Genomic DNA, 26,587 nt, shown 5'->3' on the forward strand with positions numbered 1-26,587 from the left:
GCGATGCGGTCGACATTGATGCCCTGCGGCACCGCCTTCATGAATTCCGCGGTGGCGGCGGCAACGTCCTTGCCGAGCTCCAGAATGTTGGCACCCTTGGCGGTGACCACGCCGATGCCGATCGCGGGCTTGCCTTCCTGACGCACCACGAAGCTCGGCGGATCGACGAAGCCGTGGGTCACGCTGGCGATATCGCCCAAACGAAATACCCGGCCATTGCTCTCGACCGGCGTCTCCGCCACGGCCTTGACGCCATCGAGCGCGCCGGTGACGCGCAACGGCACGCGCTGTGAGGAGGTTTCCACGGTGCCGGCCGGCACGACATTGTTCTGCTTGGCGAGCGAATCAAACAGCGCCTGCGGCGTGATGCCGAGCGTCGCCAGCTTGGCATGCGAGAACTCGACGAAGATCTTCTCGTCCTGGGTGCCGTACATGTCGACCTTGGTGACGCCGGGCACCTTCAGCAGGCGCTGGCGCATGCCTTCGGCGGCTTTCTTCAACTGCGCATAATCGGCGCCGTCGCTGGTCATCATGTAGAGGATGGAATCGACGTCGGAGAATTCGTCGTTGACGACGGGGCCAAGCAGGCCGGCGGGCAACTGGCCCTGCACGTCGACCAGTTTCTTGCGCAGCATATAGAACAGATACGGCACTTCCTTGGGCGGGGTCGAATCCCGGAACGTGACCTGCATCGCGGTGAACGACGGCTTCGAATAGGTCTGCACCTTTTCGAAATAGGGCAGCTCCTGCAGCTTCTTCTCGATGGGGTCGGCGACCTGCGCCTGCATCTCGGCGGCCGTGGCACCCGGCCAGATCGCCGAAACGTTCACCACCTTGACGGTGAAGAAGGGATCCTCGGCGCGGCCAAGCTGCCGGTAGGAAAAGAAGCCGGCTGCGCCCAGCGCAATCACCAGGAACAGAATAAGCGCGGGATGGCTGACCGCCCAGCCCGAAAGATTGAAGCGCTTCATCGTACCCTCCAAAATTCCAAATCTGTGTCCGTTACGTCGTCATTGCGAGCGAAGCGAAGCAATCCATCGTGCCTCAGGGAAAGTATGGATTGCTTCGTCGCGGAGCCTGTCATCGGGCGCGCATTCGCGCGACCCGTTGGCTCCTCGCAATGACGGACTTAGAATGACAACGACGACACGACCCGGACCTTCTGGGTCGGATCGAGTTTCTGCACGCCAAGCACGACGATTTTCGCGCCCTCATCGACGCCGCCGGAGATGACGACGCAGTTGGTTTCGTAGGATTTGACCACCACCGGCTTCAGCACCACTTCGCCCTTGTCGTCGACGATATAGAGCGAGGGATCGCCGCCCTGGCTGTACAGCGAGGACAAGGGCAGCCGCGCCACGCGCTCGGTCAAGGAATCGGCAAGCGTCAGCGTCGCGGTCATGCCGAGCGAGACGTCCTCGCCGGCGTCCGGCAGCGAAAACTTCGCCAGATAGGTTCGCGTCGCGGGATCGGCCGACGGCGCGACCTCACGCAGCTTGGCGGCATATTTCCGGTTCGGCTCGGACCACAGCGACACCGTCGCGACACCTTCCTTGGCGCGTCCGACCAGCGTCTCCGGGATGGCGACGACGGCTTCCTTTTCGGCAAAGCGCGCGACACGAATGGCGGTCTGCCCGGAGGCGACGACCTGTCCGGCATCGATCAGGGTCGCGGTGACGACGCCGCGGGTGTCGGCGACCAGGGTCGCGTAAGACAGCGAGTTCCTGGTGAGTTCGACCGAGCGCTCGGCGCGATTGAGGCGCGCACGCGCCTCGTCGGCGGCGGCCTTGGCCTGATCCAGCTGCGCGTCGGTGGCCCAGCCCTTGGCGCGCAGATCCCTGGCGCGCTGCTCGGCGGCGCCCGCCTGCGCCAGCACGCCGGTGGCGGCGCGGAATTCGGCCTCGGCCTGCTCGGCCTGCAGTTTCAGATCGACTTCGTCGAGCGTGGCCAGCGGCTGGCCGACATCGACGGTCTGGCCGACCTCGACCAGACGCCGGGCGACCTTGCCGGGCACCCGGAACCCCATATCGGTCTCGATCCGGGGCTTGATGGTGCCGACGAAACTGCGCTCGGGAGACTCCGCCTCATAATGCACCGTGGCGACCAGGACCGGCCGTGACGGGGCCGGTTTCTCGGCGACCTGGTCGTTGCAGCCGGTCAGAGCAATTGCGACCAGCGCCAGCGACAAGCCAGCTAAGAGCCTGGAATAGCCTGCAAAAATGGAACGACCGAGCATGACAGCTTCCCTCGATTAAGCGTGAGAGGGAATGTCGATTGTTTAGTGACGATTGTCAACATTCATCACTGATCATGATTTCGTGAGCGTTAAGTGATACCCCGGGGGGTCGTCGCTGCGACCCCAAGGACCCCAATCACCGGCCAAAGTCTTGCGAAAGCCGCCCGCGGATGCCGCAAAACGCCGGGCCGCGGCCTATCTCCCCCGGCGTTCGTTCGCAGGCGCGACGGCGGACTACTTGACCTTACCCGCTTCGGCGAATTCCACCCTGGTCTCGTGGCCCCCGAGAAACACCAAAAGTCCGCCGATCAGCGGCAGCACCGCCAGCACCAACAGACCGGTCGAGGTCGAGCCGGTGGCTTCCTTGACCCAGCCGATCAGATAGGGCCCGCCGAAGCCGGCGAGGTTGCCGATTGAATTGATCAGCGCGATCGCGCCGGCCGCCGCCGTTCCCGAGAGCCAGGCGGTCGGCAAGGTCCAGAACACCGCGAAGGTGCAGAAGATGCCGATCGCGGCCACGATCAGCGCAACCATGGTGACGTAAGGATCGTCCATGTAACCGCAGACGCCGAGCGCCGCCGCGGTCAACAGCAGCGGCAGGCCGACATGCATCACGCGCTCGCGCGTCGCATCCGAATGCCGCGCCCACAGGATCATCGCCACGGTGCCGAACAGATAGGGCACCGCGGTAACGAAACCGGTCTGCGCGTTGGAAAAGCCGAACGCCTTGACGATCTGCGGCAGCCAGAACCCCATGCCATAGAGCGCGCCGACGAATCCGAAATAGATCAGGCTCAGCGTGATCACCCGGGGTGACGACAAGGCCTGCCCCAGCGTGAGATGGTGCGCGGCCCGCTTGGCGGCGGCCTCGCTTTCCAGCTTTGTGGAGAGCCAGGCCTTCTGCGCAGGTGTCAGCCAATCGGCCTTGGCCGGCCGGTCGGTGAGATAGAACCAGCTGATAATGCCGAGCAGCACCGAGGGAACGCCCTCGATGACGAAAAGCCATTGCCAGCCTTTCAGGCCCATGGCGCCGTCGAGCCCGAGCAGCAGGCCCGAGATCGGCGCACCGATCACGGAGGACATCGGAACGGCGATGGCGAAAGTGGCGAGAAAGCGCGCGCGATATTCCGCCGGGTACCAGTAGGTCAGATAGAGAATGATGCCCGGGAAGAATCCGGCTTCGGCGACGCCAAGCAGGAAGCGCAGCGCATAAAAGCTCCAGACGCCCGACACCAGCGCCATCAGCGCCGAGATGATGCCCCAGGTCACCATGATCCGCGCGATCCAGCGGCTGGCGCCGAATTTTTCCAGCGCCAGGTTGCTCGGCACCTCGAAAATGAAATAGCCGATGAAGAAGATGCCGGCGCCCCAGGCGAAGATGATCGGGGAGAATTTCAGCTCGGCATTCATGGTCAGCGCGGCGAAGCCGAGATTGACGCGGTCGAGATAGGAAAAGAAATACGCCAGCACCAGAAATGGAATGAGGCGCCACGAGATCGCGCGGATCGTCGAGGTCTCGAGTTCGCTCTTGGCGACGCCGGGCGCGGTGACGGTGGTAGCGGACATCAGTGTTCTCCCCAAAGCATTTTCTTGTGGTGGCAATTAAACGGGGTTTTGAGCATCGCCGGCAAGGAGTCAATGGATTTGCGGCAAAAGCGCATTCGCCGGGCGTGGACCTCAATGCGCGGGGGCGCGCAGCCGTTCGCCTTGCTGCGGAAATTCACTCCGCGAGCTGAAACCGCTCGAAGCGATGCAGCTCCTCCTCGATCCGGCGCTTGAGATCCTTGCGTGCGCCTTTTGGCGCGGCAGCACCAATCCAGTTCCATTTCTGCAGCAGCAGTTTCCGCATCTGGCGATCGGTCTTGAGATCGATCGCGGCGACGATGACGTCACCGACCAGGACCGGCAGCGCGAAATAGCCGAAGCGCCGTTTTTCCTTCGGCACATAGGCCTCGAAGCAATGTTGGTAGTCGAAGAAAAGCTGCGTCCGCTTGCGCTGGATGATCAGCGGATCGAACGGCGAGAGGATGTGCACGGGTTCGGCTGACGTCCCACCTGTGGTCTCAAGCGTCTCCGGCAGCGCCCAATGCTGCTGCTTGCCGGCGCCCTCGAGCGCGACCGGCACCAGTTCGCGGCGGCGAACCCTGGCCTCGATCAGCCGCCGCACGGCCGGCTTGCTCGGCGCGTCGAGATGGCAGATGGAGTCCAGGCTCACGAGCCCTTGCGCACGAAGCGCGCGGTCGAGCAGATAGCCCGTGATCTCGCGCGCCGAGGCGGGTTTCGGCGGGCTGTCCCAGCCGAAGTGACGCTCCATCAGCTCGTAGGTCTTGAGCATGCCGTTGCGCTCAGAGATCGTGACCCGGCCTTCGTAGAACGCCAGTTGCAGCGCCCGCTTCGACGGCTTGCGGCTGGCCCAGGCATGCACCTTGTCCACCAGCACGTCGTCGTCGATGTCGCGAATGGTCAGCGCGCCGTCTTTCTTGAGAAGCCGCATCACCTTGCGCAAATTCGCCGGCGTGACCTCGCCGAACCATTTGTGGCCCTCGCGCCGGTGAAGCTTCATGGCCGGCATGAAGAACCGGAAATCCCTCGCCGGCACATAGGACAGCGCGTGGGTCCAATATTCGAACACGCTCTTGTCGACGCTCTGGGCCTGACGCAGATCGGCGCGCCGATATTCGGGAATCCGGTTCCAGAGAATATGATGATGGCAGCGCTCGATCACATGGATGGTGTCGATCTGCACATAACCGAGGTGTTCGACCGCCGCCGCCGTCGCTTGCGGCCCTTCGCCGAACGGCGCCTCGGAATCGAGCCGCTGGGCGCGCAGCCAGATATGCCTGGCCGCGGCCTTGGTCAGGGAAAAAGATGGGTCGGCGCGGGACATTGTCCGGCAATGTAGCCGGATTCGCCGATTTCAAGCGCCGTAAAATCGCCGGGCGTTCACCGCTTCGACGGCTCGGCGATGCTCCCCGTCGCGACCTCCGCATCGCATGCCGCCTTGCCGCGTTCAGGCGCCTTGCACCTGTAAACGCTGCCTGTCAGGCGGTCGATCAGCCATACATTGTCGTCGGTGGAACTCTCCATGCCGACGAACCGCGTGCCCACCGCCGTAATCAGCGTGGACAGCAGGATCGCGGCGGCGATGATGGCCGAGCCGATCAACACCGATAACGAGGTTCCCACGTTCCCCGATGCCACCGGACGATGCCCCTGATACTCGTTATGTCTTTTCGGTGTTTGAAACAGGGTCAGGTTGATTCGCTCACTCTATTCTACGCCTCTACGCCACGGAATTTTTTATAGAAACGCATCTGGCCGATTCTTTGTTCGCAGGCCGGCGCTGGCGCGACGGCTTTGCGACCGGGGGCCGCTGCCGGCTTCCTGGATTTCATTGGCATAGCATCGGACCGCAAAAGGCCCAGCCAAAGCCCGGGAACCCGGAGCGCCCCGGAAGCCGGTCGGCTTGGTTGCGTCAATGTGACCAAAATCACATCCGCAGCATTGAACCCACCGTAAGGTTCGAGCATCCAAACGCTATCAGGCGTCACAGCGAGGATTGCGACCATGACCAGCCATCTCGGATTTTCCGGCCTAGCGGCGATGACGCTTGCTGCCGCGCTGTCGATGACGGCCGGCCTTGCCATCGCTGCCGACAATAATGTCTCAGCGGACCAAATCCTCGAAGCGTTGCAGCCGAAACCGCTGACGCGCGGCCTGACGGCCGCGCCGCAGGTTGATCCCTCGGTCAAGGCCAGGGAGATCAGCTTCGTCGACGGCTTGCGCAACCGAAAGACCCGATCGCTCTCGCTCGGCGAGCGCGAGCAGATCGCGGAAATCGCGTCGACCAAGCCGAAGATCGATCTCAACATCCAGTTCGACTACAATTCGGCCGAGATCAGCAAGGCCTCGTTGGCCTCGGTGCAGGAACTCGGCAAGGCGCTCTCGAATCCGAGCCTCAAGGATTCGACCTTCGTGGTCGCCGGCCACACCGATGCGATCGGCGGGGAAGCCTACAACCAAGATCTCTCCGAGCGCCGCGCCGACACGATCAAGCGGTACCTCTCCGACAGATACGGCATCAACGGCACCGATCTCATCACCGTCGGCTATGGCAAGACCAAGCCCGTCGATCCGAACGCGCCGATGGACCCGATCAACCGCCGCGTGCAGGTCGTCAATATGGACAGCAAGACCGCGTCGAAGTGAGCGTCGCCACCTGCCGCCCTGCCCGCGTGAGGCAGGCGGCCATGCGGTTCAGATCCAGTTCTGGAAAATCATCAGCCGGTTGAACGTCTGCATCGACGTTCCCACGAACCCGGCCGAGATCGGCAGCATCGCGGCGAAGCCGGCGAATGCGACCGCGACGAAGGCCCACAACAGCCAGCGCGGACTGTTGCCCCGCCTCAGAACATATACCAGCGCCAGGCTCGCGACCGTTGCCGAGGGCAGGTAATAATACAGAAATCCGAGCGTGCGCGGCAGCAGCGCCCATGCAAGGTAGAGCCCGAAATAGAACGCCAGGATCAGAAACGCATCATATCGGCGCGCCACGATCCAGTCGCGCAGACAGACCGCGAGCGCCGGCAACGCCGGCCACAGCACCAAGGGATTGCCGAGCTGGACGATGGCCGAAATCCGGTCGTCGCCGATCTTGTCGAACAGAAACCAGACCGGCCGCACCAGAAACGGCCATGACGGCCACGCGCTCATATAGGTGTGGCCCGCGATCGCGGTCGTGGTGTTGTCGCCGAAGATCCGGCGTTGCGCTTCCACCAGATCGGAAAGCGACAATCCGTAGAGCGGAACGAAGGTCGCGAGATAAACCACCGCCGGAACAAGCACAAAGCAAATGGCGAAATGCCAGGATTTGAAATCATGCCAGAGATCGGGCCGGTACCAGTCATCGATGCTGCCATCGGCGAACCGCGTGCGCCAGCCCTGCATCAGCCGGATCGCGGCGACGATGACGATGCAGGTTGCGAGCACGAACAATCCGCTCCATTTGCAGGCGGTCGAGAGGCCGGCGGCCAGTCCGGCGAGGGCGAACCAGAGCTGCGGCCGCGGCTTGCGGAAGCCGTGCATGAACGCGGCGATCGCAAACAGACCAAACGCCAGGGCGAAAATATCCAGCATCGCGATCCGCGACTGCACGAACACCATCTGGTTGAAAAAGGCGAGCAGCGCGGCAGCGACCGCGGGGCCCTGGGCCGCAAATAACACGAGCCCGCAGAGATACACGGCAACGATGGCAAGTGATCCGAACAGCACGCCGGGATAGCGCCAGCCCAGCGGGTTATCCCCGAAACCCCGGATCGACAGCGCGATCAGTTGTTTCGCCAGCGGCGGATGCATCGGGTTGAGCATCGGCGCCGACGTCGCGGGCGCCAGCATTTGCCGTGCGGCGGGCACGTAGTGCACTTCGTCGAAATAGAATTTGTCAGGCGTGCCGACGCCGACCAGAAGCGCGAAGTGCGTCACGAAGAAAATGACGATCGCAATAATGGCGTTCCGCGCGGTCGAAAGAGCGGGAACAGAAGATGATTTTGGCACGAGGTTCACGAATTGATGGCGTTGCGGCTTTTGAGTGTGGGCGGACAAGATTTTAAAGTCCATCGCATTGAACGCATTTCGATTTCGCGGCGACGAAGCATCGGGCCGTAACGCGCCGCTTGTGGTAGATTTGCAACATAGCTCGCTGGCGCGATCCGGTACGATGAACGGGATAATCGATCGGCAGTCTGATGAATTGGCGTCACGGCGTTCTCCATGTCTCCGCGCTTGGCCTGGCCGCGGGGCTCGCGGCCGGCTCCGCTCACGCGCAAACGCGGGTCGGTGAAGCGGCGGTGATTCAGAATCAGGTCGTCCGCGTCACGGGATCGGCGAGCAGCCAGATCAATGTCGGCGACGGCCTGTTGCGCGATGAGGTCGTGCGCACCGGTCTCGACAGCGCGGCCCGGCTGGTGATGGCTGATAACACCAACCTGTCGCTCGGCCCCAATGCAACCCTCAAGCTCGACCGCACCGTCTTCGACGACGAGCACAGCTATCGCGACATCGCGATCAGGTTGACGAGCGGCGCATTTCGTTTTGTCACCGGACAATCGGAAAAGGCGGCCTACAAAATCACGACTTCGATCGCGACCATCGGCGTGCGCGGCACCATCTTCGATGTCCGGTCGCAGCGGAGCAATACCACCGTGGTGCTGCAGGAAGGCGCGGCGCGGGTTTGCGCCATCGGCGGTCAATGCACCGAGCTGACGCACCCCGGCGACACCGCCGTCGTTACCTCCACGGGCGGCAAGGTCACGATCCGGAAGCTCGCCACCCCACCCTGGAGCTTCGCGGCGAACTGCGCGGCGGCGGCGGGGCTGTGCACCGTCACGCGATATGCCGATGCCACGCCTGCGGCAACGCCTTCGGTCGATGACGGCAGCGATCCCACAGGCATGCTGTGCGGGCGCTGACGATGGCCGGATTGTCGCGGAACCTCGTCGCATCGGCCGCGCTGACCGCGGCGATCGCGCTCGTGCTGATCGCGGTGCAGACCGTTCCCGCGTTCGCCCAAAGCCCCTCGCCCTCACCGTCGCCTAGTCCATCGCCGAGCCCGTCGCCTTCGCCGACGCCAATCCCGTCGCCGTCGCCGACCGGCGCGAATTCCAGCGGCGGATCGATCAATGGCCTGGCCAACCAGCGCTTCAACCAGATGATCACCAATCGGGTCCTGGGCACGGTGCTGCTGGGCGTCAACGAACAGGTCAATTGTAGCGACTGCGTCAGCGCGTTCGGCTCGGCAGGGTCGTTTTCGGCCGGCATTCACGGCCGCAAGGAAATCACCCCGAATCTGTCGCTGCTGGCGGGCATCGCCTACACCCAGTTCAGCGAGGGCGGATACAGCGTGACCAGCGCGCCGATCGGCGCATTCGCGCTGCGCTACGATTTCACCGACTGGGGATCGTCACGGCCGTTCTTCGACCTCGGCGCGATCCTGTCGCCGTTCGAGAAGGTGCGCTACAGCCGCGGCTACGTGACGAGCCTCGGCGCGACTTCGCTGGACAGTTCGACCAACAGCAGCGATTACGGGATCTACGGAAGGGCGGGCTGGATCAGCCGGCTCTCGCCGCGCGACGAGGTCGCAGCATCGGTCGAGGTCTGGCAGTTGTGGCAGCGGGTCAACGGTTACAGCGACCCTGCGGCGGCCTTCGATCCCTTCAACGCCATGATCGCCACCGGCACCGATCGAACCAACCTGGTCAAGGCCGGCGGACAGTGGACCCATCTGTTCGGCAGCAGCGTCGAAGCCAACATCAACGGCGGCTTCGTGCAGTCGTTTGCGAACCATTCCGGCATTGTTGCCACCGTCACCGGCGACGGCCTCGTGGTGCCGACGATCGGAAACCAGAGCTGGTTCGAATATGGCGGCCGCCTCGGGTTCCGCATCACCCAGGGCTGGGCCGCCGACCTCTTCGTCAACGGCACGCTGGGACCGCAACCGGTCGGCAACACCGTGCACGGCGGCGTCGGGCTGCGGTTCAACTACTAGGCCATCCCGTGAAGATTATTCGCGATCAGCCGGCATAGGCCTTGTCGCGATCGGGATCGCTCAGGTAACGGCTTAGCGCCGTCGGCACAACCTGCCAGGACAGCCCGAATTTGTCCTTGAGCCATCCGCATCTGGATTCCTCGCCGCCGTCGGCGATCAGTTTGTTCCAGAAGTAGTCCACCTCTTGCTGGCTCTCGACGCTGATAAAGAAGGAGATCGCCTCGTTGAACTTGAACTTCGGACCGCCATTGAGGGCGTTGAACCTCTGCCCCTCGAGCTCGAAGGTCGCCATGAAGTCGTTGACGGTTTCGACCCTGGCATTGGGAAATACCGATTTGTAGAAGGCGACAGCCTCGGGGACGTTGTTATCGAACCAGAGGAACGGTGTGATCGAAGTCGTTTGGGTGGACTGGCCCGAAGGACGAACGGGGGCACGGCAATCCGACAGGGGTCCGATTATTTTTCGGCCGATTTCTTGATACCCGGTCCAGCTCCTCCGCGCCCGCTTCGCGGGTATCGCGACTCAGGGTTCAATCACGTCGGAAGCGATACATGGGCGGCGCTCGTGCAACGAGCGAACCGGGAATCCGTAAGGATTCACCGGTCTATAATTGCACCTCCGGCCTGATCGTTCGGACCAGGCCGGAATGCCGAAAAGTCAGGCTCTCAGGTCACCAGCGGCGCCGGCATGGTGAGGAACGCGTTGGCCGCGTGCCAGAACAATTGCCGGTTGGTGGCAATGGTCAGCGAATGGGCGGTACCGGGAAGGATGACGAGTTGCCGGTCACCATTGGGGAGCAGATTGTAGAACTCCTCAAGGTCAGCAACGGTAGCGTTGCCGTCATACTGACCGCTGATCAGCAGCACCGGCGCAAGCACCTTCTGCGGAAACACCACCGGCATATTGGCTGTCATATCGAGGTAGGTGCCGGTGGGAATCTGGTCGCCGAATTGCATCTCCGCATCCGCGAGCGCTTCGACGGCGGCAAGATCGCTGGTGCCGGGTTTATCGCGGGTCGCAATCGATCGAATCATCTCGCGGTCGCGCTTGCGCATGTTGTGGGTGCGGTAATAATCGACCTGCTCGGCGCGCTTGGCCAGTGTCGGCGATCCATCGCCCTTGTAGGTGAACGCGGCCAGCACCAGACGGTCGACGCGATCGGGCGCGGCCATGGCATAGGCGCCGGCGCGAAGCGCGCCGGAGGACTCGCCGAGGAAATGGTATTTCTGCCGGCCGGTCTCGCGGGCGACGAGTTCCATCGCCACCTTCAAATCCTCGACGCCGCTCTTGACGTCGGAGTTGCCGGAGGTGCGCCCCGATTTTCCGTAATTCTCGTGATCCATGGTCCAGACGTCAAACCCATAGCGCGCGAACGCATTCATCACGGAATATTCGCCGTGGCCCGGCACATTGAGATCGAACGCCCGCGACGTGACCGAGGAGCCGTGAACCAGGAACAGGACCGGCCGCGATGGCTCGCCGGCCTTGGGCGCGCCGACCCGCTTGCGAAACATCCACAACGGCACGTCGCCCTTCTTGGTCCAGTATTCGCTGCTCCAGATCTCGCCGCCTTCCGTTGCCGCGCCGGCGTTTTGCGCAGGCAGCGCAGCGGAGATACCCCCGGCAACGAGGCCCAGGCCCGCGCCCTTGATGACGGCGCGCCGCCCCAGCGATTGGTTGAGTTCTTTCACGTTTCCTCTCCGATCACAGGTTCTTGATCTTGTGGATTTCTTTGCGGCACTGCAGCGCTGCTTCGGTTCGAAGTCTCACGCTTTATTGGAAGTCCCAAGAGCGGGTCAATGTAGCAGACAGCCCCTTCACCCGGAAGCCACCCTGCGTTGCAGGGCGGGGCCGCAGGATCGCATGCGCCGGAGCTACCTCGTCTCCGCCGGATCGCGGTGCACCGGATCGACCCACAGCACGGTTTCCGGCTTCTCGACCGGCTCGATGTCCAGATTGATCGCGACCGCCTGGCCGTCGCTGCGCACCAGCACGCATTCCAGGACTTCGTCGCGGCTGGCGTTGATTTCCTGATGCGGCACATAGGGCGGAATGAAGATGAAGTCGCCGGGACCCGCCTCCGCGGTGAATTGCAGATGCTCGCCCCAGCGCATCCGCGCCTTGCCCTTGACGACGTAGATGATGCTCTCGAGATGGCCGTGATGATGCGCGCCGGTCTTGGCGTCGGGCTTGATGGTCACGGTGCCGGCCCACAATTTCTGCGCGCCGACCCGGGCGAAATTGATCGCCGCCTTGCGGTCCATGCCCGCGGTCGAGGGCACGTTGGGATCGAGCTGGTCGCCGGGGATCACGCGGACGCCATCGTGCTTCCAGCGCTCGGCGTCGCCGTGATCATGCGAATGATCAGCATGGGAATGATCGGAATGGGTATGATCGTGAGGGTTCGTCATGACGCTGCTTTCCAGTTTATCTTGCCGCGAACGCTACAGAAAACCGCGGTCACAGACCAGACGACAGGGGAACATTTGATCCGCCCGGGACTTATCCCTGCTCAACGACTTGGCAAGGAGAGTTTCATGGGTAGCACCGCAGACAAGGTTAAAGGCACCACCAACGAAGCCATTGGCAAGGCCAAGCAAGGCGTCGGTGAAGCCGTTGGTTCCGACAGATTGCAGGGCGAAGGCGCCGTTCAGGAAATCAAGGGCAAGGGCCAGAAGGCCGTCGGCGACGCCAAGGAAGCCACCAAGGATGCCGTCAACAAGGCGGCCGCCGCGGCCAACAAGAATCTCTGATTGGCGCACGCCGAGGACAAATCGAGTCAAAGACAAATCGAAAGACCGGTCCGTTGGACCGGTCTTTTTTCTTGGGCAAAAATTAACCCTTCACGTCGAGCAATTCGACGTCGAACATCAGCGTTGCGTTCGGCGGAATAACGCCGCCGGCGCCGCGGGCGCCGTAGCCCAGCGCGGGCGGAATGATCAAGGTGCGCTTGCCGCCGACCTTCATGGTGGCGACGCCTTCGTCCCAGCCGCCGATCACCTTGCGTTGTCCGATCGGAAATTCGAACGGCTCGTTGCGGTCGACCGAGCTGTCGAATTTCTTGCCCTTCTTGCCGTCCTCGTAAAGCCAGCCGGTATAATGCATCACGCAGATCTGGCCGGGCTTGGGCGAAGCGCCGGTGCCGACCTGGCTATCGATAATCTGCAAGCCTGAAGCTGTGGTCATGGTTTTTCCTGCGGTCTGGGCCGTTGCTGTGGTTGATGCTGTGAAGAGAAAGACGCCAGCCATGGCGATGGCAAAGGCGATCGAGAGACTTCGAAACTGCAAGCGTCGCATCATTCGGCTCCTTGTAGCAAAGGGAGAGGTGGCAGACGGTTCGCTCAATATCCGAGCGCGCAGCCGTCCTTGCGCGGATCGGAACCGCCGGTCAACGTGCCCTTGTCCCAGTCGATCCAGATCGCCTGCCCGCCGCCGAGCGGCGGGATCACGCTGGTGGTCTGATGTCCAAGCTTCCTGAGTCCCTCGACGATTTCGGCAGGCACGCCGTCTTCAAGCTGATAGACATTTTCATAATGCAGACCGCGCGGCATATCGATCGCTTCCTGCACGTCGCAGCCATAGTCGAGCATATTGGTCAGCACATGAACCTGCCCGACCGGCTGGTACTGCCCGCCCATCACGCCGTACGGCATCACCGCGCGGCCGTTTCTGGTGGCCAGCGCGGGAATGATGGTGTGCAGCGGCCGCTTGCCCGGCGCGATGCAGTTGGGATGGCCGGGCTGAATGCGGAAACCGGCGCCGCGATTCTGCAGGAGAACGCCGGTCTTGTTCGAGACGATCGCCGAACCGAAGGAGTGCGCGATCGAATTGATGAACGAGCAGACGTTGCGATCCTTGTCCACCACCGTGATGTAAACCGTCGAAGGATTCATCGGCGGCGACACTTTCGGCAAATCGAGCACCCGGTCCATGCGGATCCTGGGGGCATATTCGTCGGCGAATTCCTTCAATATCCCGGCCACGTCGACATCGACAAAGGCGGGATCGCCGATACGCTGCTCGCGCATCATATAGGCGACCCGCGCGGCCTCGGCTTCGAGATGGAACCGCTCGACGCTGATCGCCGGGAATTTCGCGAGATCGAAACGCGACAGGATGTTCAGCATCACCAGCATGGTGATGCCCGGCCCGTTCGGCGGGCACTGCCAGACGTCGAGGCCCTTGTACATGGTGCCGATCGGCGCCGTGGTTTCGGTGCTGTGGCGCGCGAAGTCGTCCGCGGTGTGCAGGCCGCCGATGCCGCGCAAGGTCTCGACCATGTCGTCGGCGATCGCGCCCTTGTAGAACGCGTCGCGGCCGCCCTTGGCGATCGCCCGCAGCGTCTGCCCGAGTTCAGGCTGCCTGATGACGTCGCCGGCCACCGCCGGCTTGCCGCGCGGCAGCAGATAGCGCTCGGTGTTGGTGCCCTTTTTCAGTTTTTCGAAACCATTCTTCCAGTCGAACGCGATACGGGGCGCGACGATATAGCCATCCTCGGCGGCCTTGATCGCGGGCTGCAGCAGGGTATCGAGCCCAAGCTTGCCGTGGTCGCGCAGAATGGTGGCCCAGGCATCGACCGCGCCGGGGATGCTGACGGCGTGCGCCGAGGTCAGCGGGATCGCGTGCATGTTGCGCTCGAGGTACCATTCGGCCTTCGCGGCCATCGGCGCGCGGCCGGAGCCGTTATAGGCAACGATCTTGCCCTCGCCCTTGGGCTGGATCAGCGCGAAGCAATCGCCGCCGATCCCGGTGGATTGCGGCTCGATCACGCCGAGCAGCGCGCACGCCGCTACCGCGCCGTCCGCGGCGGTCCCGCCGGCACGCAGCACCTCGATTGCCGTCAGCGCCGCCAGCGGATGCGACGTCGCCACCATGGCGTTCTGGGCGTGGACCGTCGACCGACCGGCGAGATGGAAATTCCTCATGCCAAATTGCTCACTTTGTCGCTGTTCTCTTGGATTTTACGTTCTCTTGGATTTTCCTCGGCCGATATCCGGCGCAGGCTTGCCGGGGGTTACTTGGCACATTCAGCCGGTGCTGGGCAATGCTTGGGATGCATAGCTTGATATCAGACCAGTCCCGGCCTTTCCCCTGCGCCGCCCCCCTGATAGACCACCGACATGCCCTGCAAGGTCGCCGCCTTCTATCAATTCGCCGCGCTGCCGGATTTTCGCGAGCTGCGCGACCCGCTGCGGGCGCTTTGCGCCGGGCTCGGGCTCAAGGGCAGCGTGTTGCTGGCCCATGAAGGCATCAACGGCACGCTGGCGGGAAGTGCTGCGGCGGTCGGCGAACTGGTCAATGCGTTGGGCAACGGCGAGCTGTTCGGCGGCAGGCTCGACCATCTCGAACTGAAATTCTCGACCGCCTCGGCGATGCCGTTTCAGCGCCTGAAGGTCCGGCTGAAAAAGGAGATTGTAACCCTCGGCGACCGTGAAACCGACCCGACGCGGCAGGTCGGCATCTATGTCGACCCCGCCGACTGGAACGAATTGATCGCAGCACCGGATACGCTCCTGATCGACACCCGCAATGCATTCGAGGTGGCGATGGGCACGTTCGAAGGCGCCGTCGATCCCGGGATCAGGAGTTTTGGGCAATTCAAGGCTTTTGCCGCTCGCCATCTCGATCCCGGGAAGCATCGCAAGGTCGCGATGTTCTGCACCGGCGGGATCCGCTGCGAAAAGGCCTCCAGCTATCTGCTGTCGCGCGGCTTTGCCGAGGTCTATCACCTCAAGGGCGGCATTCTGAAATATCTGGAAGGCACACCGCAATCGCAGAGCCGATGGCGCGGCGAATGCTTTGTCTTCGACGAACCCGTCGCGCTCGGCCACGGCTTGCGGGAGCGCGGAAGGGGGCCCGATTGCGATGAGTGACATCAAGACGCTCAGCGACCGCATCGATACGCTGGAGACCCGGCTGATGTTTCAGGATGAAGCCATCGAGACGCTGAACAAGACCATCACCGAGCAATGGCTCAAGATCGACGCGCTGACGCGCCAGCTCGTCAATCTGAACGAGCGCCTGCAGGAGGCCGAGACGCAAGTGCCGGGCGCCGCGAACGAACCGCCGCCGCATTACTGAGGTCGCGACGTCGAACCGGACCCGCGCTTTTCCTGCTCGTCAACCCACGGCGGATGTAACCAGCCTTATGGCCTGCGCCGCCATCACCAATCGATTGCGGCCACCGTCCTTCGCGGCATAGAGCGCCTGGTCGGCAGCCTCTATCAGCGAAGCGCTTGTGGCCGACCTTTCGCCGGCTGGCTGGCATATCGCCCCGCCAAGACTGACGGTGACCACTCCGGACGGCTGGTTCAGCGCGTGCGGTATCCCGGCTTTCAGAATCGCGCAACGGATCCGTTCCCCGATCCGCGCACAGGCGGCCGCGTCCGTATTGGGTAACAGCAGTGCGAACTCTTCGCCGCCATACCGCGCGGTGACGTCCGCAGCCCGCTGGGCTTCCGCAGCCATGATCCTGGTAACGACGCGCAAACACTCATCGCCCGCCGGATGACCATACTCGTCGTTGTATGTCTTGAAATGATCGAGATCGATCATCAGCAGCGCCAGGCATGTACGCTCGCGATAGGCTCTCGCCCACTCCTGCTCCAGACGCTCGTCGAAACGGCGGCGGTTGGCGAGGCCTGTCAGACTGTCTTCGGTGGCAAGCGTCGCAAGCCTGTCCTCCATATACTTCTGCTGGGTCATATCGCGCGAGATCACCACCGCGCCATCGATCCTGCCGCTGACATTGCGCGTGATGCGCAGCGTCGATTCGACCCAGATCTCGGATTTTTCCCGGTGGCGGGTGCGGTAGGTGATGCGCGCTTCCTCGGTCTCGCCGCGTTTCAAGGCAGCGACCAGCTTCTCAATGCGGGGCAAATCCTCAGGATTGACGCGGGCGAGCGCGGACGTTCCGAGCAGTTGGTCGGGCGCCCAGCCCACGATACGGACCGACGACGGCGATGCGTACTGGACCTGCCCATCCAGCCCGACGCGGGTCACCATGTCGCTCGACCCTTCCGCCAGCACGCGGAAACTCTCTTCCTTGGCGGCCAGCGCCGCCGCCATCCGCTGCCCCTGCAGCAATTGCCGGACCAGGTAAAACCCCATCACCGCAATGAGCACGACCAGACTCAGGACAAATAACACCCGGACGATGGCGGCGCGGCGCCACGGCGCCAGCACCTCGTCCTGCGCCCTCGTCGCCACAACGACGAATGGGTAACGGCTGCTCCGCTGGTAGGCGCCCAGACGCTGGAATCCATCCAGAAATGACCGAAAATAGTGCACCCCCGACGATCCTTGGGAGCGGATGCCGACGAACAGCGATCCGCCCGACACGTCTCGTCCGACGTAGCTGCCGTCGTCGGGACTGCGCGCCATCACCACGCCGTCGGCGCTCACCAACGCGGCAGCGCCATCGGTGCCAATGTTGAATTGCCGATAAAACTCGGAAAAATAACCGGCGCTGACGGCAGCGATTACCACACCGGCAAAGCTGCCGTCGGGATGATTGAAACGCCGCGACACGGTCGTGATCCACTCGCCATCGACCTTGCCCTTGACCGGGTGTCCTATGAATGCATCGCGCTCCGGCGATTGCTTGTGATGTTGAAAATAGCTGCGATCGCCGATGTTGCCGCCCATCGGGCCGGACGACGTAAGCCAGTCGCCGTTCTCGTCGTAGACGAAGATGCCGTGGATACGCGTTGAGGCGGCCTTGCGCAGAAGCAAGAGCGCTCTGAGCTTCGCCAGCGTGTCGGGGTCGGTTCCCTCCGTCTCGAGGCGACTGACCGAACCGGTAATACTGTTGTCCAGGATGTCGAAACTATCTTCGGCGTGCTGCGTCAGCGATCGCGCCAGATTGACCAACTCCACTTCCGCCGCCTGCATGCTGGCGTCGCGCGCGCTCCACTCGCCCCAGCCGCTCATGCCGAGAATGGCGACGCAAACCAGCGCAACGAACGCCGCCGCCCGAAACGGAAGACGATTCAGGCCGGTTTTGAAAAAGGCAGCTTTCATCGCGATGGAACTCTCGGGAAGACCAGGAAAGTCCCACGCACGTCTTATTTATCTCTGAAACAGAACACGGCAATGAGCAGCATTGGCGTATTTTACGGAAAACTCCGTAGTCTTACGGGGGTCTGATGGCGCCTTTCCGACGCCTTCGGCCCTCGGCCTGGCAAACGCTGTGCGCAAGCCATCAATGACGAAAAAAGGAACCGCCCGACAAAAGCGAACGGCCTCCGCAAGGAGGCCGCTCGCCATCAATAGCAGGGTCGCTGACGTATCACTGACGGTCGATGATCACAGGCCTTCGATCGTGATCCATATCCCGGTCGCGATCGCCACCCCTCCTGATCACGACAGCGTCGTCACGATCCCTGTGGTCACGCTCCCGGACAACATCACGGTCGCGGTCGCGATCGCGATCGCGGTCATGGCCGGTTCCGACGGTTACGCCGGCCGGACCGATGCCCACACCGATTTCTTCCGCGCCAGCCGGCATGGCGACGCAAATACCGACCGCTGCGACAGCGATCACTGCAAGACGCTTGATCATTTCGTGCTCCTGAAATCTGTGAATTATCAGGGAGCCAATCCCGGCCGGCTGGAATGGTTCCAGCGAGACGATCGATCCGCCGTAATGATTTCACGGCTCCATCGCAAACCAGATCGCGATGGCGACCAGCGCCACGACGATCGCGCCCCATATCACGGGCGTAGCTTGTTTCGAACTCCCGCTTCGCGGGGAGTCGTTGGCGGCGTGATTGAAGTCCCGGTTCATTTGGTGCCTTTGGCGGGCGTACCCTCGAATCGATCGTTAATCTATCGAAACACCGCCCGAACCTTGTCCCAGAGTGTTGCAGCTTCGCCTGATGGCTTTGACGGCGCCGGCTGCGCCGCGCTCACGGGATCGGATGCCGGAAAGCTGCCGATCAGGCCGGCCTCCAGTCCCGCATGGGTGTCCCGGTCGGCCAAAACGGCGTCACGGGGATCGGCGGCATGCTTGTCATGTGCCGCTGGATTGAATTTCTCGGGCATGTTCGGCCTCCATGCCGAGTTAACGCGGCCACCACAGCGACGTTCCCGCGGCAATGCCGTCAAAGCGACCCGATCGGCAGCCCGGCCGGCATGTCACCCAATGGCGGGCACGGCCAGATTGGCGATCTTGTGTTGGCCTGGTCGGCGTCCGCAGTGTATCAGGGGCGGCACGTCGCATCCGGATTACCCCAGCGGAATCGCCTTTGACCCAGAATCATCCCATTAAACCCTTCGTTGAAGTGCTTTCCGGCCAGAGGCAGCCGGTGCCGCCGGTCTGGATGATGCGGCAGGCGGGCCGTTATTTGCCGGAATATCGCGAGCTGCGGCTCAAGGCCGGCGGCTTTCTCGATCTTTGCTTCACGCCGGAATACGCCGCCGAAGTAACCCTGCAGCCGATCCGCCGTTTCAACTTCGATGCCGCGATCATCTTCTCGGATATTCTCGTCATTCCCTTCGCGCTTGGCCGCGCCGTGAGATTCGAGGTCGGCGAAGGTCCGCGACTCGATCCCTTGGACACGCCGGAGCAAGTCAAAACGCTGGCATCGCATGCCGACTTCGCCAAACTTGAACCGGTCTACGAGGCACTGCGCCGCGTCCGCCGCGAGCTCGATCCCAAAATCGCACTGATCGGCTTCTGTGGCGCGCCATGGACGGTCGCGACCTACATGGTGGCCGGGCAAGGCACGCCGGATCAGGCGCCGGCGCGGCTGATGGCCTATCGCCACCCCGAGGCGTTCGCTGACATCATCGACGTGCTGGTCGAGAACTCGATCCAGTACCTGCTGGGGCAGCTTAAGGCCGGCGCCGACGTATTGCAGATCTTCGATACCTGGGCGGGGGTGCTGCCGCCGCGCGAATTTGCGCGCTGGTCGATCGAGCCGGCCCGCCGAATTGTCGAGGGCGTGCGCAAACAAGTTCCTGATGCGAAGATCATCGGCTTTCCCCGCGGGGCCGGGGCGCTGCTGCCGGGATATGTGGAAGCGACCGGCGTCGATGCCGTCAGTATCGACTGGGCGGCGGAGCCATCGTTGATCCGCGAGCGCGTGCAGAACCGCGTCGCCATCCAGGGCAATCTCGATCCGCTGGCGCTGATTGCCGGCGGCGCCGCACTCGACCAGGCGGTCGATGACGTGCTTGCGAACTACGCCAAAGGCCGGCTGATCTTCAACCTCGGCCATGGCATCCAACCGGAAACCCCGATCGCACATGTCGAGCAGATGCTGAAGCGGGTGCGGGCGTACAAGGGATAGAGACTACACCGGCCGGCTGCGTTCGATGATCGCGGCTGCACCCTTTTGTAAAAGCTCAAGCCCGACCGCGCGGCCGAGTTCACGCGGCCGGTCGGCGGGCCCGGAGCGCGAGGCCTCGATGAACAGGCCGCCGGCTTCATCCAGCACCGAGGCAGTCAGCGTCATCTGCGCGCCCTCAATGGTGGAAAATCCCGCGATCGGCGAGTTGCAGTGGCCGTTGAGCACCCACAGCACCTCGCGCTCGGCGTCGGCGCTGCGGTGCGCGGCGGCGTCGTCGACGGCAGCCAGAATACCCCGCGTTGGCCAGTCAAGGGCGGCGCATTCCACCGCGACGATCCCCTGCCCGACCGCCGGCAGCATCTCCTGGACCGAAAATTCAAAGGCGATGCGGCCGGCGAGGCCAACGCGTTCCAGCCCGGAGCGCGCCATGATCAGCGCGTCCGCAGGACCAGCCTCGCCGCCGCCGGGAAGCCGCTGCTTTTCCAGATGATCGAGCTTGCGCACGCGGGTGTCGGCGGCGCCGCGATAGTGAATGACCTCGACGTGCGGAAACAGCCGGCGCGCATAGGCCGCGCGCCGCACCGCATTGGTGCCGATCTTGAAGCCCTTGCCGCGCGAACGCCTGAATTCCTCGATCGAGACCCCCGGCCGCAGCACCAGAACGTCGCCGGGCGGGTCGCGCGTCAATGTCGCGCCGATCACCAGTCCCGGGGTGTCCTCGTTGCCCGGCATGTCCTTGAGCGAATGCATCGCGGCGTGCAATTTTCCCGACCGGACGGCATCGCGAATCTCAGCCACGAATGCGCCGCCCTTGCCGCCATGCTGCAGGAGCTTGCTGGTCTGGTCGGAATCGCCGGTGGTTTCGAACTTGACGATTTCGACATCGAGACCGGGAACCGCCGCGGCGAGACGCCGGGCAATTTCCTCGGTCTGGGCAAGCGCCATGGTGCTCTTGCGCGTGCCGATCCGTAGTCGAGTTGCCGCCATTAACGCTCCGATCGGTGCTCCCGCAGGAATCGCGGCAGATCTTGGGCCTGGAAGATAGAACGCGGCGATGCCGGAATGCAAACGCAACCCGTCCCCGCGCTACCGCGCATCCTCCAGAATCATGTCGGAGGCTTTCTCCGCGATCATGATGACCACCGCATTGGTGTTGCCCGACACCAGGTCCGGCATGACCGAGGCGTCGACCACGCGCAGACCTTCAATCCCGCGAAGGCGAAGCCGCTGATCGACGACGGCGAGAGCATCATTTCCCATCCGGCATGTTGACGTCGGGTGATAGATCGTGCTGCCGCGCGCGCGGCAATGCGCCAGCAGCGCCTCGTCGGTCACGACCCTGGCGCCGGGGTCGACCTCCTCGACGACGTAGGGCTTGAGCGCCGGCGCCTGCAAGATCTTCCGCAACATCTTCAGGCCTTCGACATTGGCGCTGCGGTCGACCTCGGTTGAGAGGTAGTTGACCCGTATTTCCGGCGGCGCCGCAGGGTCGGCGCTGCGGATGCGAAGCGAACCGCGGCTCTCGGGACGCAACTGACACACCGATGCGGTGAAACCGGAAAACGGATGCAGCTTCTCGCCCATCTTGTCGGTGGAGAACGGCAGGAAATGAATCTGGATATCCGGCGTCGCCAGGCGCGGATTGGTCTTGAAGAAAGCCCCCGACGTACCGGCGGCGATCGTCAGCGGACCAGTCCGGAACGCCGCATATCGCAGCCCGGTCAGGATTTTGCGAACGGGGCTGTTCACGACATCGTTGAGCGTGATGGCTTGCGAGCAGCGCATCACCACCCTGACCTGCAGATGATCCTGCAGATCGTGCCCTACCCCCGGCGCATCCAGCACGACATCGATGCGATGCTTGCGCAACAGCTCTGCCGGGCCGACGCCGGAGAGCTGCAGCAACTGCGGAGAATTGAACGCCCCGCCCGAGATCAGGATTTCCTTGCGCGCCCGCGCCGTTTTCAAGGCCCCGGCCCGGCGATATTCGACCGCCGCGGCGCGACGTCCCTCGAACACGATGCGCTGCGCCAGCGCGGAAGTCTCGATCCGCAGGTTGTTGCGGCCCCTCGCGGAGCCAAGATAGGCGACCGCGGCACTCGCCCTTCGGCCGTGCCGTGTCGTGGTCTGGAAAAATCCGGCGCCTTCCTGCGACGCGCCGTTGAAGTCAGGATTGACCGGCAGGCCGGTTTCGGCCGCGGCGGTGATGAAGGCCCGGGAGAGCGGATCGGGATGCCCCAGATCGGAAACCGGCAGCGGGCCGCCGGCGCCGTGAAAATCATCCGCGCCGCGCACTTGATCTTCAGCCTTCTTGAAATAGGGCAGGACGTCGTCAAAACCCCAGCCATGGTTGCCATGCTGACGCCAGCGATCGTAATCCTCGTGCTGACCGCGGATATAGAGCAAGCCGTTGATCGAACTCGATCCGCCCAGCACCTTGCCGCGCGGCTGAAACACGCTTCGCCCGTCCAGTCCCGGCTCCGGTTCGGTCTGGTACATCCAGTTGACGGTCTTCTCCTTGAACAGCCTGCCATACCCGAGCGGCACGTGGATCCAGAGGTTGGTATCCCTTGGCCCTGCCTCGAGCAGCAGCACGGAATGTTTTCCGTCCGCGCTCAGGCGATTGGCGAGCACGCATCCGGCCGAGCCGGCGCCGACCACGACATAGTCGAATTCGCAGACTTCCGTGCTCAACGAAGCTTTGGTGCTCATATCGTTTTCACGCCCGCGGCATTACCTGCGCTGCCCATGCCAAACGAATGCGGACGGGCTGCGCCCGCACCATCATCTGAACGCATCGCCACGCCTGCGGTCAATGCGCGGCAGGGAAAATAGCCGGCGCCTGCAACGCAACATCGTCGAGAAAATGATGAACCGACAAGCGGCCGTCTGATCCGGCATCGACGATCAGACGGCCCGTCGTTGAGCGACTGGTTTCAAAAGCGAGCGCAAAACGCTCGCCTACTTGATTTCAACCTTGCCGACCTGATTCACCAGGCTGTTGGCCATGACCGGGTTGCCATCGGACGCGACGCTCATGTTGCGCACGATGTCGCCGCCGCCGGGGATCGCCCAGCTTTGGAATTTTTCCGTGCCCGGGTCGAAGCGAACGATGGTGTTCGGCTTGGCGTTGGATTCGCTGTACCACACTGCGCCCTTCGTGAAGACCATGCCGTACGGCTCGGATTTCGGTCCGCTCGGCGACGGCCATTCCTTGACCGCGCCCGTGGCCAGATCAAGCTTGCCGACATATCCCCGTGCAAAGTCGGCGTACCAGACCATGCCGTCAGGACCGATCGCGAGGCGCCGCGGCCGGGCATCGGCATTGGGCAGCGTGTATTCCTTGATCGCAAGCGTCTTCGGATCGATGGTGGCGATCTTGTTGGTGCCGAATTCGACAAACACCGGAATACCCTCGGCGTTGATCTGGATGCCATAGGGACGCGATTTCGGCGTCGGCGAGGCGAGAAGCTTGATCGCGCCGGTCGCGGGATCAAGCCGCCCGAGCATATTGGCCTGCTGCACGGTGAACCAAAGGATTCCGCTCTGGTCGAAATTGAGGGTGTGCGGGTCCTTCGCATTCGGATCCGGCAGCGGATATTCGGTGACAATGCCGGTGGCGGGATCGAGCTTGCCGATCAACGCGGTGAGGTTGCCGGTGAACCAGATATTGCCGGCCTTGTCGTCGACCAGCCCGTGCGGTCCGGTAAACGACGACTTCAGCGTATATTCCTTGATGGCGCCGGTCTTCGGATCGACCCGGCCAAGCTTGTTGGCCAGTTGCGCCGCCCACCAGATCGAGCCGTCCCGTGCGCCCAACGGATCATGCGGGCGGGCGCCCTGGGTGGGGACGTCCCACATCGCGATATTGACCTTCGCCGGACCGTCGACAATGACCGCCTCCGGGCGCTTGCGCTCCGGGAAACTCTTCATGAGGTACGCGGTCAGAGGTCCCCAATCTTCGGCGGGGACAGCCGCCTGCATATTCTGCATCATGCGCGCGACGGTGAGCCACCCTTCCGGGGTATAACCACCGCGAACCCGGTTGATGTCGTGGCAGCCGTTGCAGGTGTCGACGAATATCTGCTTGCTCGGGCCGTCCGGCCAATCTTTGGCAGTGTACTGCGCATGCGCGACAGGTGTCCCGAGGACAACCATGGCCATTAGAAACATCAGCGATTTGCCGCGCATCATCCGTCTCCCCATGGGCATGGCTTGTCGCCATGCCGTTTTGATATTCGTTGCATTCAGCTAAACTGCGGTGACGGCATCCGTCAAGCGTTCGGCATGCAACCAAGCATGCAATGAAGTTGAACTTTTCCCGTCGTTCCAGCCACTTTTCGGTGAGTGCCTGATCTATCGCCGAATTGCCAGGCAATCGCACATGCGGTTCGGATGGGATCGCCGGGGTCGAGCTTTGAGTCAGGCAGAACGTTTTGACAATGTGAAAATCCGCGAGTGGCAGCTGCGACTGGCCGGATCGATGGCACCGATGATTTTCCCTGAACGGACTGTCGCTCCGGATATCCTGAGCTTGTTCTAGTCGGCTTCGGGGCCTTGATACGCCTCAAATACACAGGCGACGCCTGCCGTATGATTTGGGCAAGGTCCGGAAGCTTGTTGGAGAGACCGACCATCCGTAGTTCATGCCAGGCTGGGGTGACGCGCAGTGGCGCAGCCAAAGCCAGGCAACCGGGAGAATCTGACCAAGTCCGCTCCCGTGAAACGTGAAATCCCGAAGGTCCACGAAATGAAATCCAGACCGCAAGAAGCGCCTGGCGAAAATGAGCTCCTCCCGATTTTGGAGCAACGTCTGGGACGGCTGTACGCGCGACAACGTCTGGGAATTGAAACCGACCATGAAGCTCAAATCTTTGGCCAAGGCATCAATTTTTTTCACATCGAGAATTGGTATTCTGTTCATTCGGTCATACGAGCGATACTGAAGCTGACCGGATTGTACTGGCGCGGGCGCAGGAATGCGGAACGCATTGTTGTAAGGACGAACAACATCCGATCCGCCAGGTTGCCGCGGCTCTTTGACGGCTTCACGATCCTCCACATCAGCGACACCCACGTCGATATGAATCAGCTGGCAATGCAGCGGCTCGGCGAGCTCGTCTGCGAACTGCGATATGATTTATGCGTCCTGACAGGCGACTATCGCGGCAAGACTTTCGGCGCGTACGATGCTGCGTTGGCGGGCATGGCACGAGTGATGGGCCACCTGAAGCAACCGGTCTTTGGTGTGCTCGGCAATCACGACACTATCCAGATGCTGCCAGGACTGGAGGCCATGGGCATAAGAATGCTGCAAAACGAATGCGAGGTGATTAAACGCGGCGATCAGGCAATATACCTCGCCGGAATCGACGATGCGCATTACTTCAGGGTCGACAATATTGAAAAAGCCGGGGCGCAGATTCCCGAAGCAGCATTCGCGATCCTGCTGTCGCATACGCCCGAAATCTTCCGCCAGGCCGCGCATGCCGGCTTCGATCTGCTCTTGAGCGGACATACGCACGGAGGCCAGATCTGCCTGCCAGGGGCAATACCTTTGACACTCGACTCGGTGCTGCCGCGGCGGTTGGGAGCCGGAGCCTGGAGCTACCGCAACATGACCGGCTATACCTCCACAGGTGCCGGATCCAGCGTCGTCGCCGTACGCTTCAATTGTCCGCCGGAGATCACCCTGCATCGCCTCTGCTGCGATTGAAGGTGGAATTCAGTACGGCTCGTCGCGGAGACGCAGCTCGTAAAGCAAGCGAGACAAGATCAGCTCGCCGAGAAAGAAGATGCCGACACCGATCGCCACATCAATGGACGTCAGCGAGAGCGTCTCTTTGCACACCAGCAGCGGCAAAAGAGATTCGGGCACTTGGTCCAACCCGATCACCTGACTGCTGGACGCAAACTTCAAGCGGCGTTTCACGAAGCTGGAGAACAGATCGCCAATCATGGCCAACGCCGCCACAAGTCCGCCCGCCGCGAGGCTCAGGCCAAGCAGGCGCGCGACAACGGCTGTGGTGACAACCGAAATCACTACGCCACGAATGGTCTTCGACGGCCCTAACAGTGGCTGCCCATCAAAAAACCGCGCGCCCGCATCCAGCGGAAACGCAAGACGGGCTCGCAAGATCTTTTTCGCGACGACGGGCGTACCGTTCGCGAGCGTCAAGAGCAAAACCGATTGCAAAAGTGGCCAAGTATGCATTCAGGTGTGCTGTTTCATGTCAGCTTCCGCGGCCTCCTCGACGATCGTAAACAGCGGGGAACGGATCGGGTGGAGAAACCTGTCGTCGCATCGAACTTTGCGGCATGTCCCTTACTGCCCTATTCCAGGGTTGCCGCTGTTGATGCAGCTCAAATCCGCTTCCCTTTGTGATGCTCACCAGTCCCGCAGCCGCCTATGCCCTGGCGCACGCCCAGAGCTTTGCGCTCGCGAGAGATGCATCACTCGACCCGGGTGATCTCGACGACCCTGCTACCCTTGCATGGAGCTTCCGTTTGGT

The 26,587-nt window shown here is 62.6% G+C and carries 26 protein-coding genes and 1 pseudogene; 8 read left to right on the plus strand and 19 right to left on the minus strand.

Going from position 1 to position 26,587, the window contains the following annotated elements; translation table 11 throughout:
- The 5 genes from E8A46_RS00565 to E8A46_RS00585 form a co-directional block, all read right to left on the minus strand.
- The coding region (locus E8A46_RS00565) for an efflux RND transporter permease subunit (protein WP_291556088.1) at positions 1–971 on the minus strand (971 nt) is incomplete at its 3' end.
- 158 nt (positions 972–1,129) lie between these two features.
- Positions 1,130–2,236, minus strand: coding sequence for an efflux RND transporter periplasmic adaptor subunit (locus tag E8A46_RS00570; RefSeq protein WP_291556089.1), 1,107 nt, complete (start codon positions 2,234–2,236; stop codon positions 1,130–1,132).
- Between the two features lie 234 nt (positions 2,237–2,470).
- The gene (locus tag E8A46_RS00575; protein ID WP_291556091.1) at positions 2,471–3,802 is read right to left on the minus strand and encodes an MFS transporter; all 1,332 of its coding nucleotides are present in this window, start codon (positions 3,800–3,802) and stop codon (positions 2,471–2,473) included.
- A 154-nt stretch (positions 3,803–3,956) separates the two neighbouring features.
- Positions 3,957–5,123, minus strand: coding sequence for a crosslink repair DNA glycosylase YcaQ family protein (locus tag E8A46_RS00580; RefSeq protein ID WP_291556094.1), 1,167 nt, complete (start codon positions 5,121–5,123; stop codon positions 3,957–3,959).
- Positions 5,124–5,179: 56 nt separating this feature from the next.
- The gene (locus tag E8A46_RS00585) at positions 5,180–5,437 is read right to left on the minus strand and encodes a hypothetical protein (protein ID WP_291556096.1); all 258 of its coding nucleotides are present in this window, start codon (positions 5,435–5,437) and stop codon (positions 5,180–5,182) included.
- A 366-nt stretch (positions 5,438–5,803) separates the two neighbouring features.
- On the opposite strand from E8A46_RS00585, the gene E8A46_RS00590 reads away from it, so the two are divergent.
- Complete coding sequence (locus tag E8A46_RS00590) at positions 5,804–6,445, plus strand: OmpA family protein (RefSeq protein WP_291556098.1); 642 nt, start codon at positions 5,804–5,806, stop codon at positions 6,443–6,445.
- Between the two features lie 48 nt (positions 6,446–6,493).
- Here the strand turns inward: E8A46_RS00590 and E8A46_RS00595 are convergent, their stop codons facing one another.
- Positions 6,494–7,798 (minus strand): phospholipid carrier-dependent glycosyltransferase, encoded by a 1,305-nt coding sequence (locus E8A46_RS00595; RefSeq protein ID WP_291556159.1) that lies wholly within the window; start codon positions 7,796–7,798, stop codon positions 6,494–6,496.
- A gap of 182 nt (positions 7,799–7,980) precedes the next feature.
- Between E8A46_RS00595 and E8A46_RS00600 the strand changes: the two genes are divergently transcribed.
- On the plus strand, positions 7,981–8,703 hold the full coding sequence (locus E8A46_RS00600) for a FecR family protein (protein ID WP_291556099.1): 723 nt from the start codon (positions 7,981–7,983) through the stop codon (positions 8,701–8,703).
- A gap of 2 nt (positions 8,704–8,705) precedes the next feature.
- On the plus strand, positions 8,706–9,779 hold the full coding sequence (locus E8A46_RS00605) for a hypothetical protein (RefSeq protein ID WP_291556101.1): 1,074 nt from the start codon (positions 8,706–8,708) through the stop codon (positions 9,777–9,779).
- Between the two features lie 46 nt (positions 9,780–9,825).
- Here the strand turns inward: E8A46_RS00605 and E8A46_RS00610 are convergent.
- The 3 genes and pseudogenes from E8A46_RS00610 to E8A46_RS00620 all read right to left on the minus strand — a co-directional run.
- Positions 9,826–10,227, minus strand: a pseudogene (locus tag E8A46_RS00610) (VOC family protein); the annotation flags it as partial.
- Between the two features lie 218 nt (positions 10,228–10,445).
- Positions 10,446–11,471, minus strand: coding sequence for an alpha/beta fold hydrolase (locus E8A46_RS00615; protein WP_291556103.1), 1,026 nt, complete (start codon positions 11,469–11,471; stop codon positions 10,446–10,448).
- Positions 11,472–11,654: 183 nt separating this feature from the next.
- Positions 11,655–12,191, minus strand: coding sequence for a cupin domain-containing protein (locus tag E8A46_RS00620; protein ID WP_291556105.1), 537 nt, complete (start codon positions 12,189–12,191; stop codon positions 11,655–11,657).
- A gap of 126 nt (positions 12,192–12,317) precedes the next feature.
- On the opposite strand from E8A46_RS00620, the gene E8A46_RS00625 reads away from it, so the two are divergent.
- On the plus strand, positions 12,318–12,533 hold the full coding sequence (locus E8A46_RS00625) for a CsbD family protein (RefSeq protein WP_291556107.1): 216 nt from the start codon (positions 12,318–12,320) through the stop codon (positions 12,531–12,533).
- Positions 12,534–12,615: 82 nt separating this feature from the next.
- Here E8A46_RS00625 and E8A46_RS00630 read toward each other — a convergent pair whose 3' ends face one another.
- Positions 12,616–13,077, minus strand: coding sequence for an FKBP-type peptidyl-prolyl cis-trans isomerase (locus tag E8A46_RS00630; RefSeq protein WP_291556161.1), 462 nt, complete (start codon positions 13,075–13,077; stop codon positions 12,616–12,618).
- Between the two features lie 44 nt (positions 13,078–13,121).
- On the minus strand, positions 13,122–14,705 hold the full coding sequence (ggt, locus tag E8A46_RS00635; protein WP_291556108.1) for a gamma-glutamyltransferase: 1,584 nt from the start codon (positions 14,703–14,705) through the stop codon (positions 13,122–13,124).
- Positions 14,706–14,900: 195 nt separating this feature from the next.
- Between ggt and E8A46_RS00640 the strand changes: the two genes are divergently transcribed.
- Both E8A46_RS00640 and E8A46_RS00645 read left to right on the plus strand, forming a co-directional pair.
- Positions 14,901–15,653, plus strand: a complete 753-nt coding sequence (locus E8A46_RS00640) for a rhodanese-related sulfurtransferase (protein ID WP_291556110.1) — start codon at positions 14,901–14,903, stop codon at positions 15,651–15,653.
- Positions 15,646–15,861 (plus strand): SlyX family protein, encoded by a 216-nt coding sequence (locus E8A46_RS00645; RefSeq protein ID WP_291556112.1) that lies wholly within the window; start codon positions 15,646–15,648, stop codon positions 15,859–15,861. The genes E8A46_RS00640 and E8A46_RS00645 overlap by 8 nt, the downstream gene beginning before the upstream one ends.
- 39 nt (positions 15,862–15,900) lie before the next feature.
- On the opposite strand, the gene E8A46_RS00650 is transcribed toward E8A46_RS00645, so the two are convergent.
- The 4 genes from E8A46_RS00650 to E8A46_RS00665 all read right to left on the minus strand — a co-directional run bounded on the left by E8A46_RS00650 (position 15,901) and on the right by E8A46_RS00665 (position 18,825).
- On the minus strand, positions 15,901–17,802 hold the full coding sequence (locus E8A46_RS00650; protein ID WP_291556114.1) for a diguanylate cyclase: 1,902 nt from the start codon (positions 17,800–17,802) through the stop codon (positions 15,901–15,903).
- 268 nt (positions 17,803–18,070) lie between these two features.
- A complete protein-coding gene (locus E8A46_RS00655; RefSeq protein WP_291556117.1) occupies positions 18,071–18,343 on the minus strand; it encodes a hypothetical protein in 273 nt (90 codons plus the stop codon).
- Positions 18,344–18,433: 90 nt separating this feature from the next.
- A complete protein-coding gene (locus E8A46_RS00660; protein ID WP_291556119.1) occupies positions 18,434–18,568 on the minus strand; it encodes a hypothetical protein in 135 nt (44 codons plus the stop codon).
- 41 nt (positions 18,569–18,609) lie between these two features.
- Entirely contained in the window at positions 18,610–18,825 is a 216-nt protein-coding gene (locus E8A46_RS00665) for a hypothetical protein (protein WP_291556121.1), read from the minus strand.
- A 278-nt stretch (positions 18,826–19,103) separates the two neighbouring features.
- Between E8A46_RS00665 and hemE the strand changes: the two genes are divergently transcribed.
- Positions 19,104–20,075: a uroporphyrinogen decarboxylase gene (gene hemE, locus E8A46_RS00670; RefSeq protein WP_291556163.1), complete on the plus strand. Its 972-nt coding sequence runs from the start codon at positions 19,104–19,106 to the stop codon at positions 20,073–20,075.
- Between the two features lie 3 nt (positions 20,076–20,078).
- Here hemE and hemC read toward each other — a convergent pair whose 3' ends face one another.
- From hemC to E8A46_RS00685, 3 genes are all read right to left on the minus strand, one after another.
- Positions 20,079–21,062 (minus strand): hydroxymethylbilane synthase, encoded by a 984-nt coding sequence (gene hemC / locus E8A46_RS00675; RefSeq protein ID WP_291556122.1) that lies wholly within the window; start codon positions 21,060–21,062, stop codon positions 20,079–20,081.
- A 99-nt stretch (positions 21,063–21,161) separates the two neighbouring features.
- A complete protein-coding gene (locus E8A46_RS00680; protein WP_291556124.1) occupies positions 21,162–22,787 on the minus strand; it encodes a choline dehydrogenase in 1,626 nt (541 codons plus the stop codon).
- Between the two features lie 249 nt (positions 22,788–23,036).
- Positions 23,037–24,266 carry a hypothetical protein gene (locus tag E8A46_RS00685; protein WP_291556126.1) on the minus strand — a complete coding sequence of 410 codons (1,230 nt, stop codon included), beginning with the start codon at positions 24,264–24,266 and terminating at the stop codon, positions 23,037–23,039.
- Positions 24,267–24,825: 559 nt separating this feature from the next.
- On the opposite strand from E8A46_RS00685, the gene E8A46_RS00690 reads away from it, so the two are divergent.
- Entirely contained in the window at positions 24,826–25,791 is a 966-nt protein-coding gene (locus E8A46_RS00690) for a metallophosphoesterase (protein WP_291556166.1), read from the plus strand.
- 9 nt (positions 25,792–25,800) lie between these two features.
- Here the strand turns inward: E8A46_RS00690 and E8A46_RS00695 are convergent, their stop codons facing one another.
- Positions 25,801–26,253, minus strand: coding sequence for a CDP-archaeol synthase (locus E8A46_RS00695; protein ID WP_291556128.1), 453 nt, complete (start codon positions 26,251–26,253; stop codon positions 25,801–25,803).
- Between the last annotated feature and the right edge of the window lie 334 nt (positions 26,254–26,587).

Origin of the sequence: Bradyrhizobium sp. (assembly GCF_004799445.1) — a bacterium.
Taxonomy (GTDB): Bacteria; Pseudomonadota; Alphaproteobacteria; order Rhizobiales; family Xanthobacteraceae; genus Bradyrhizobium.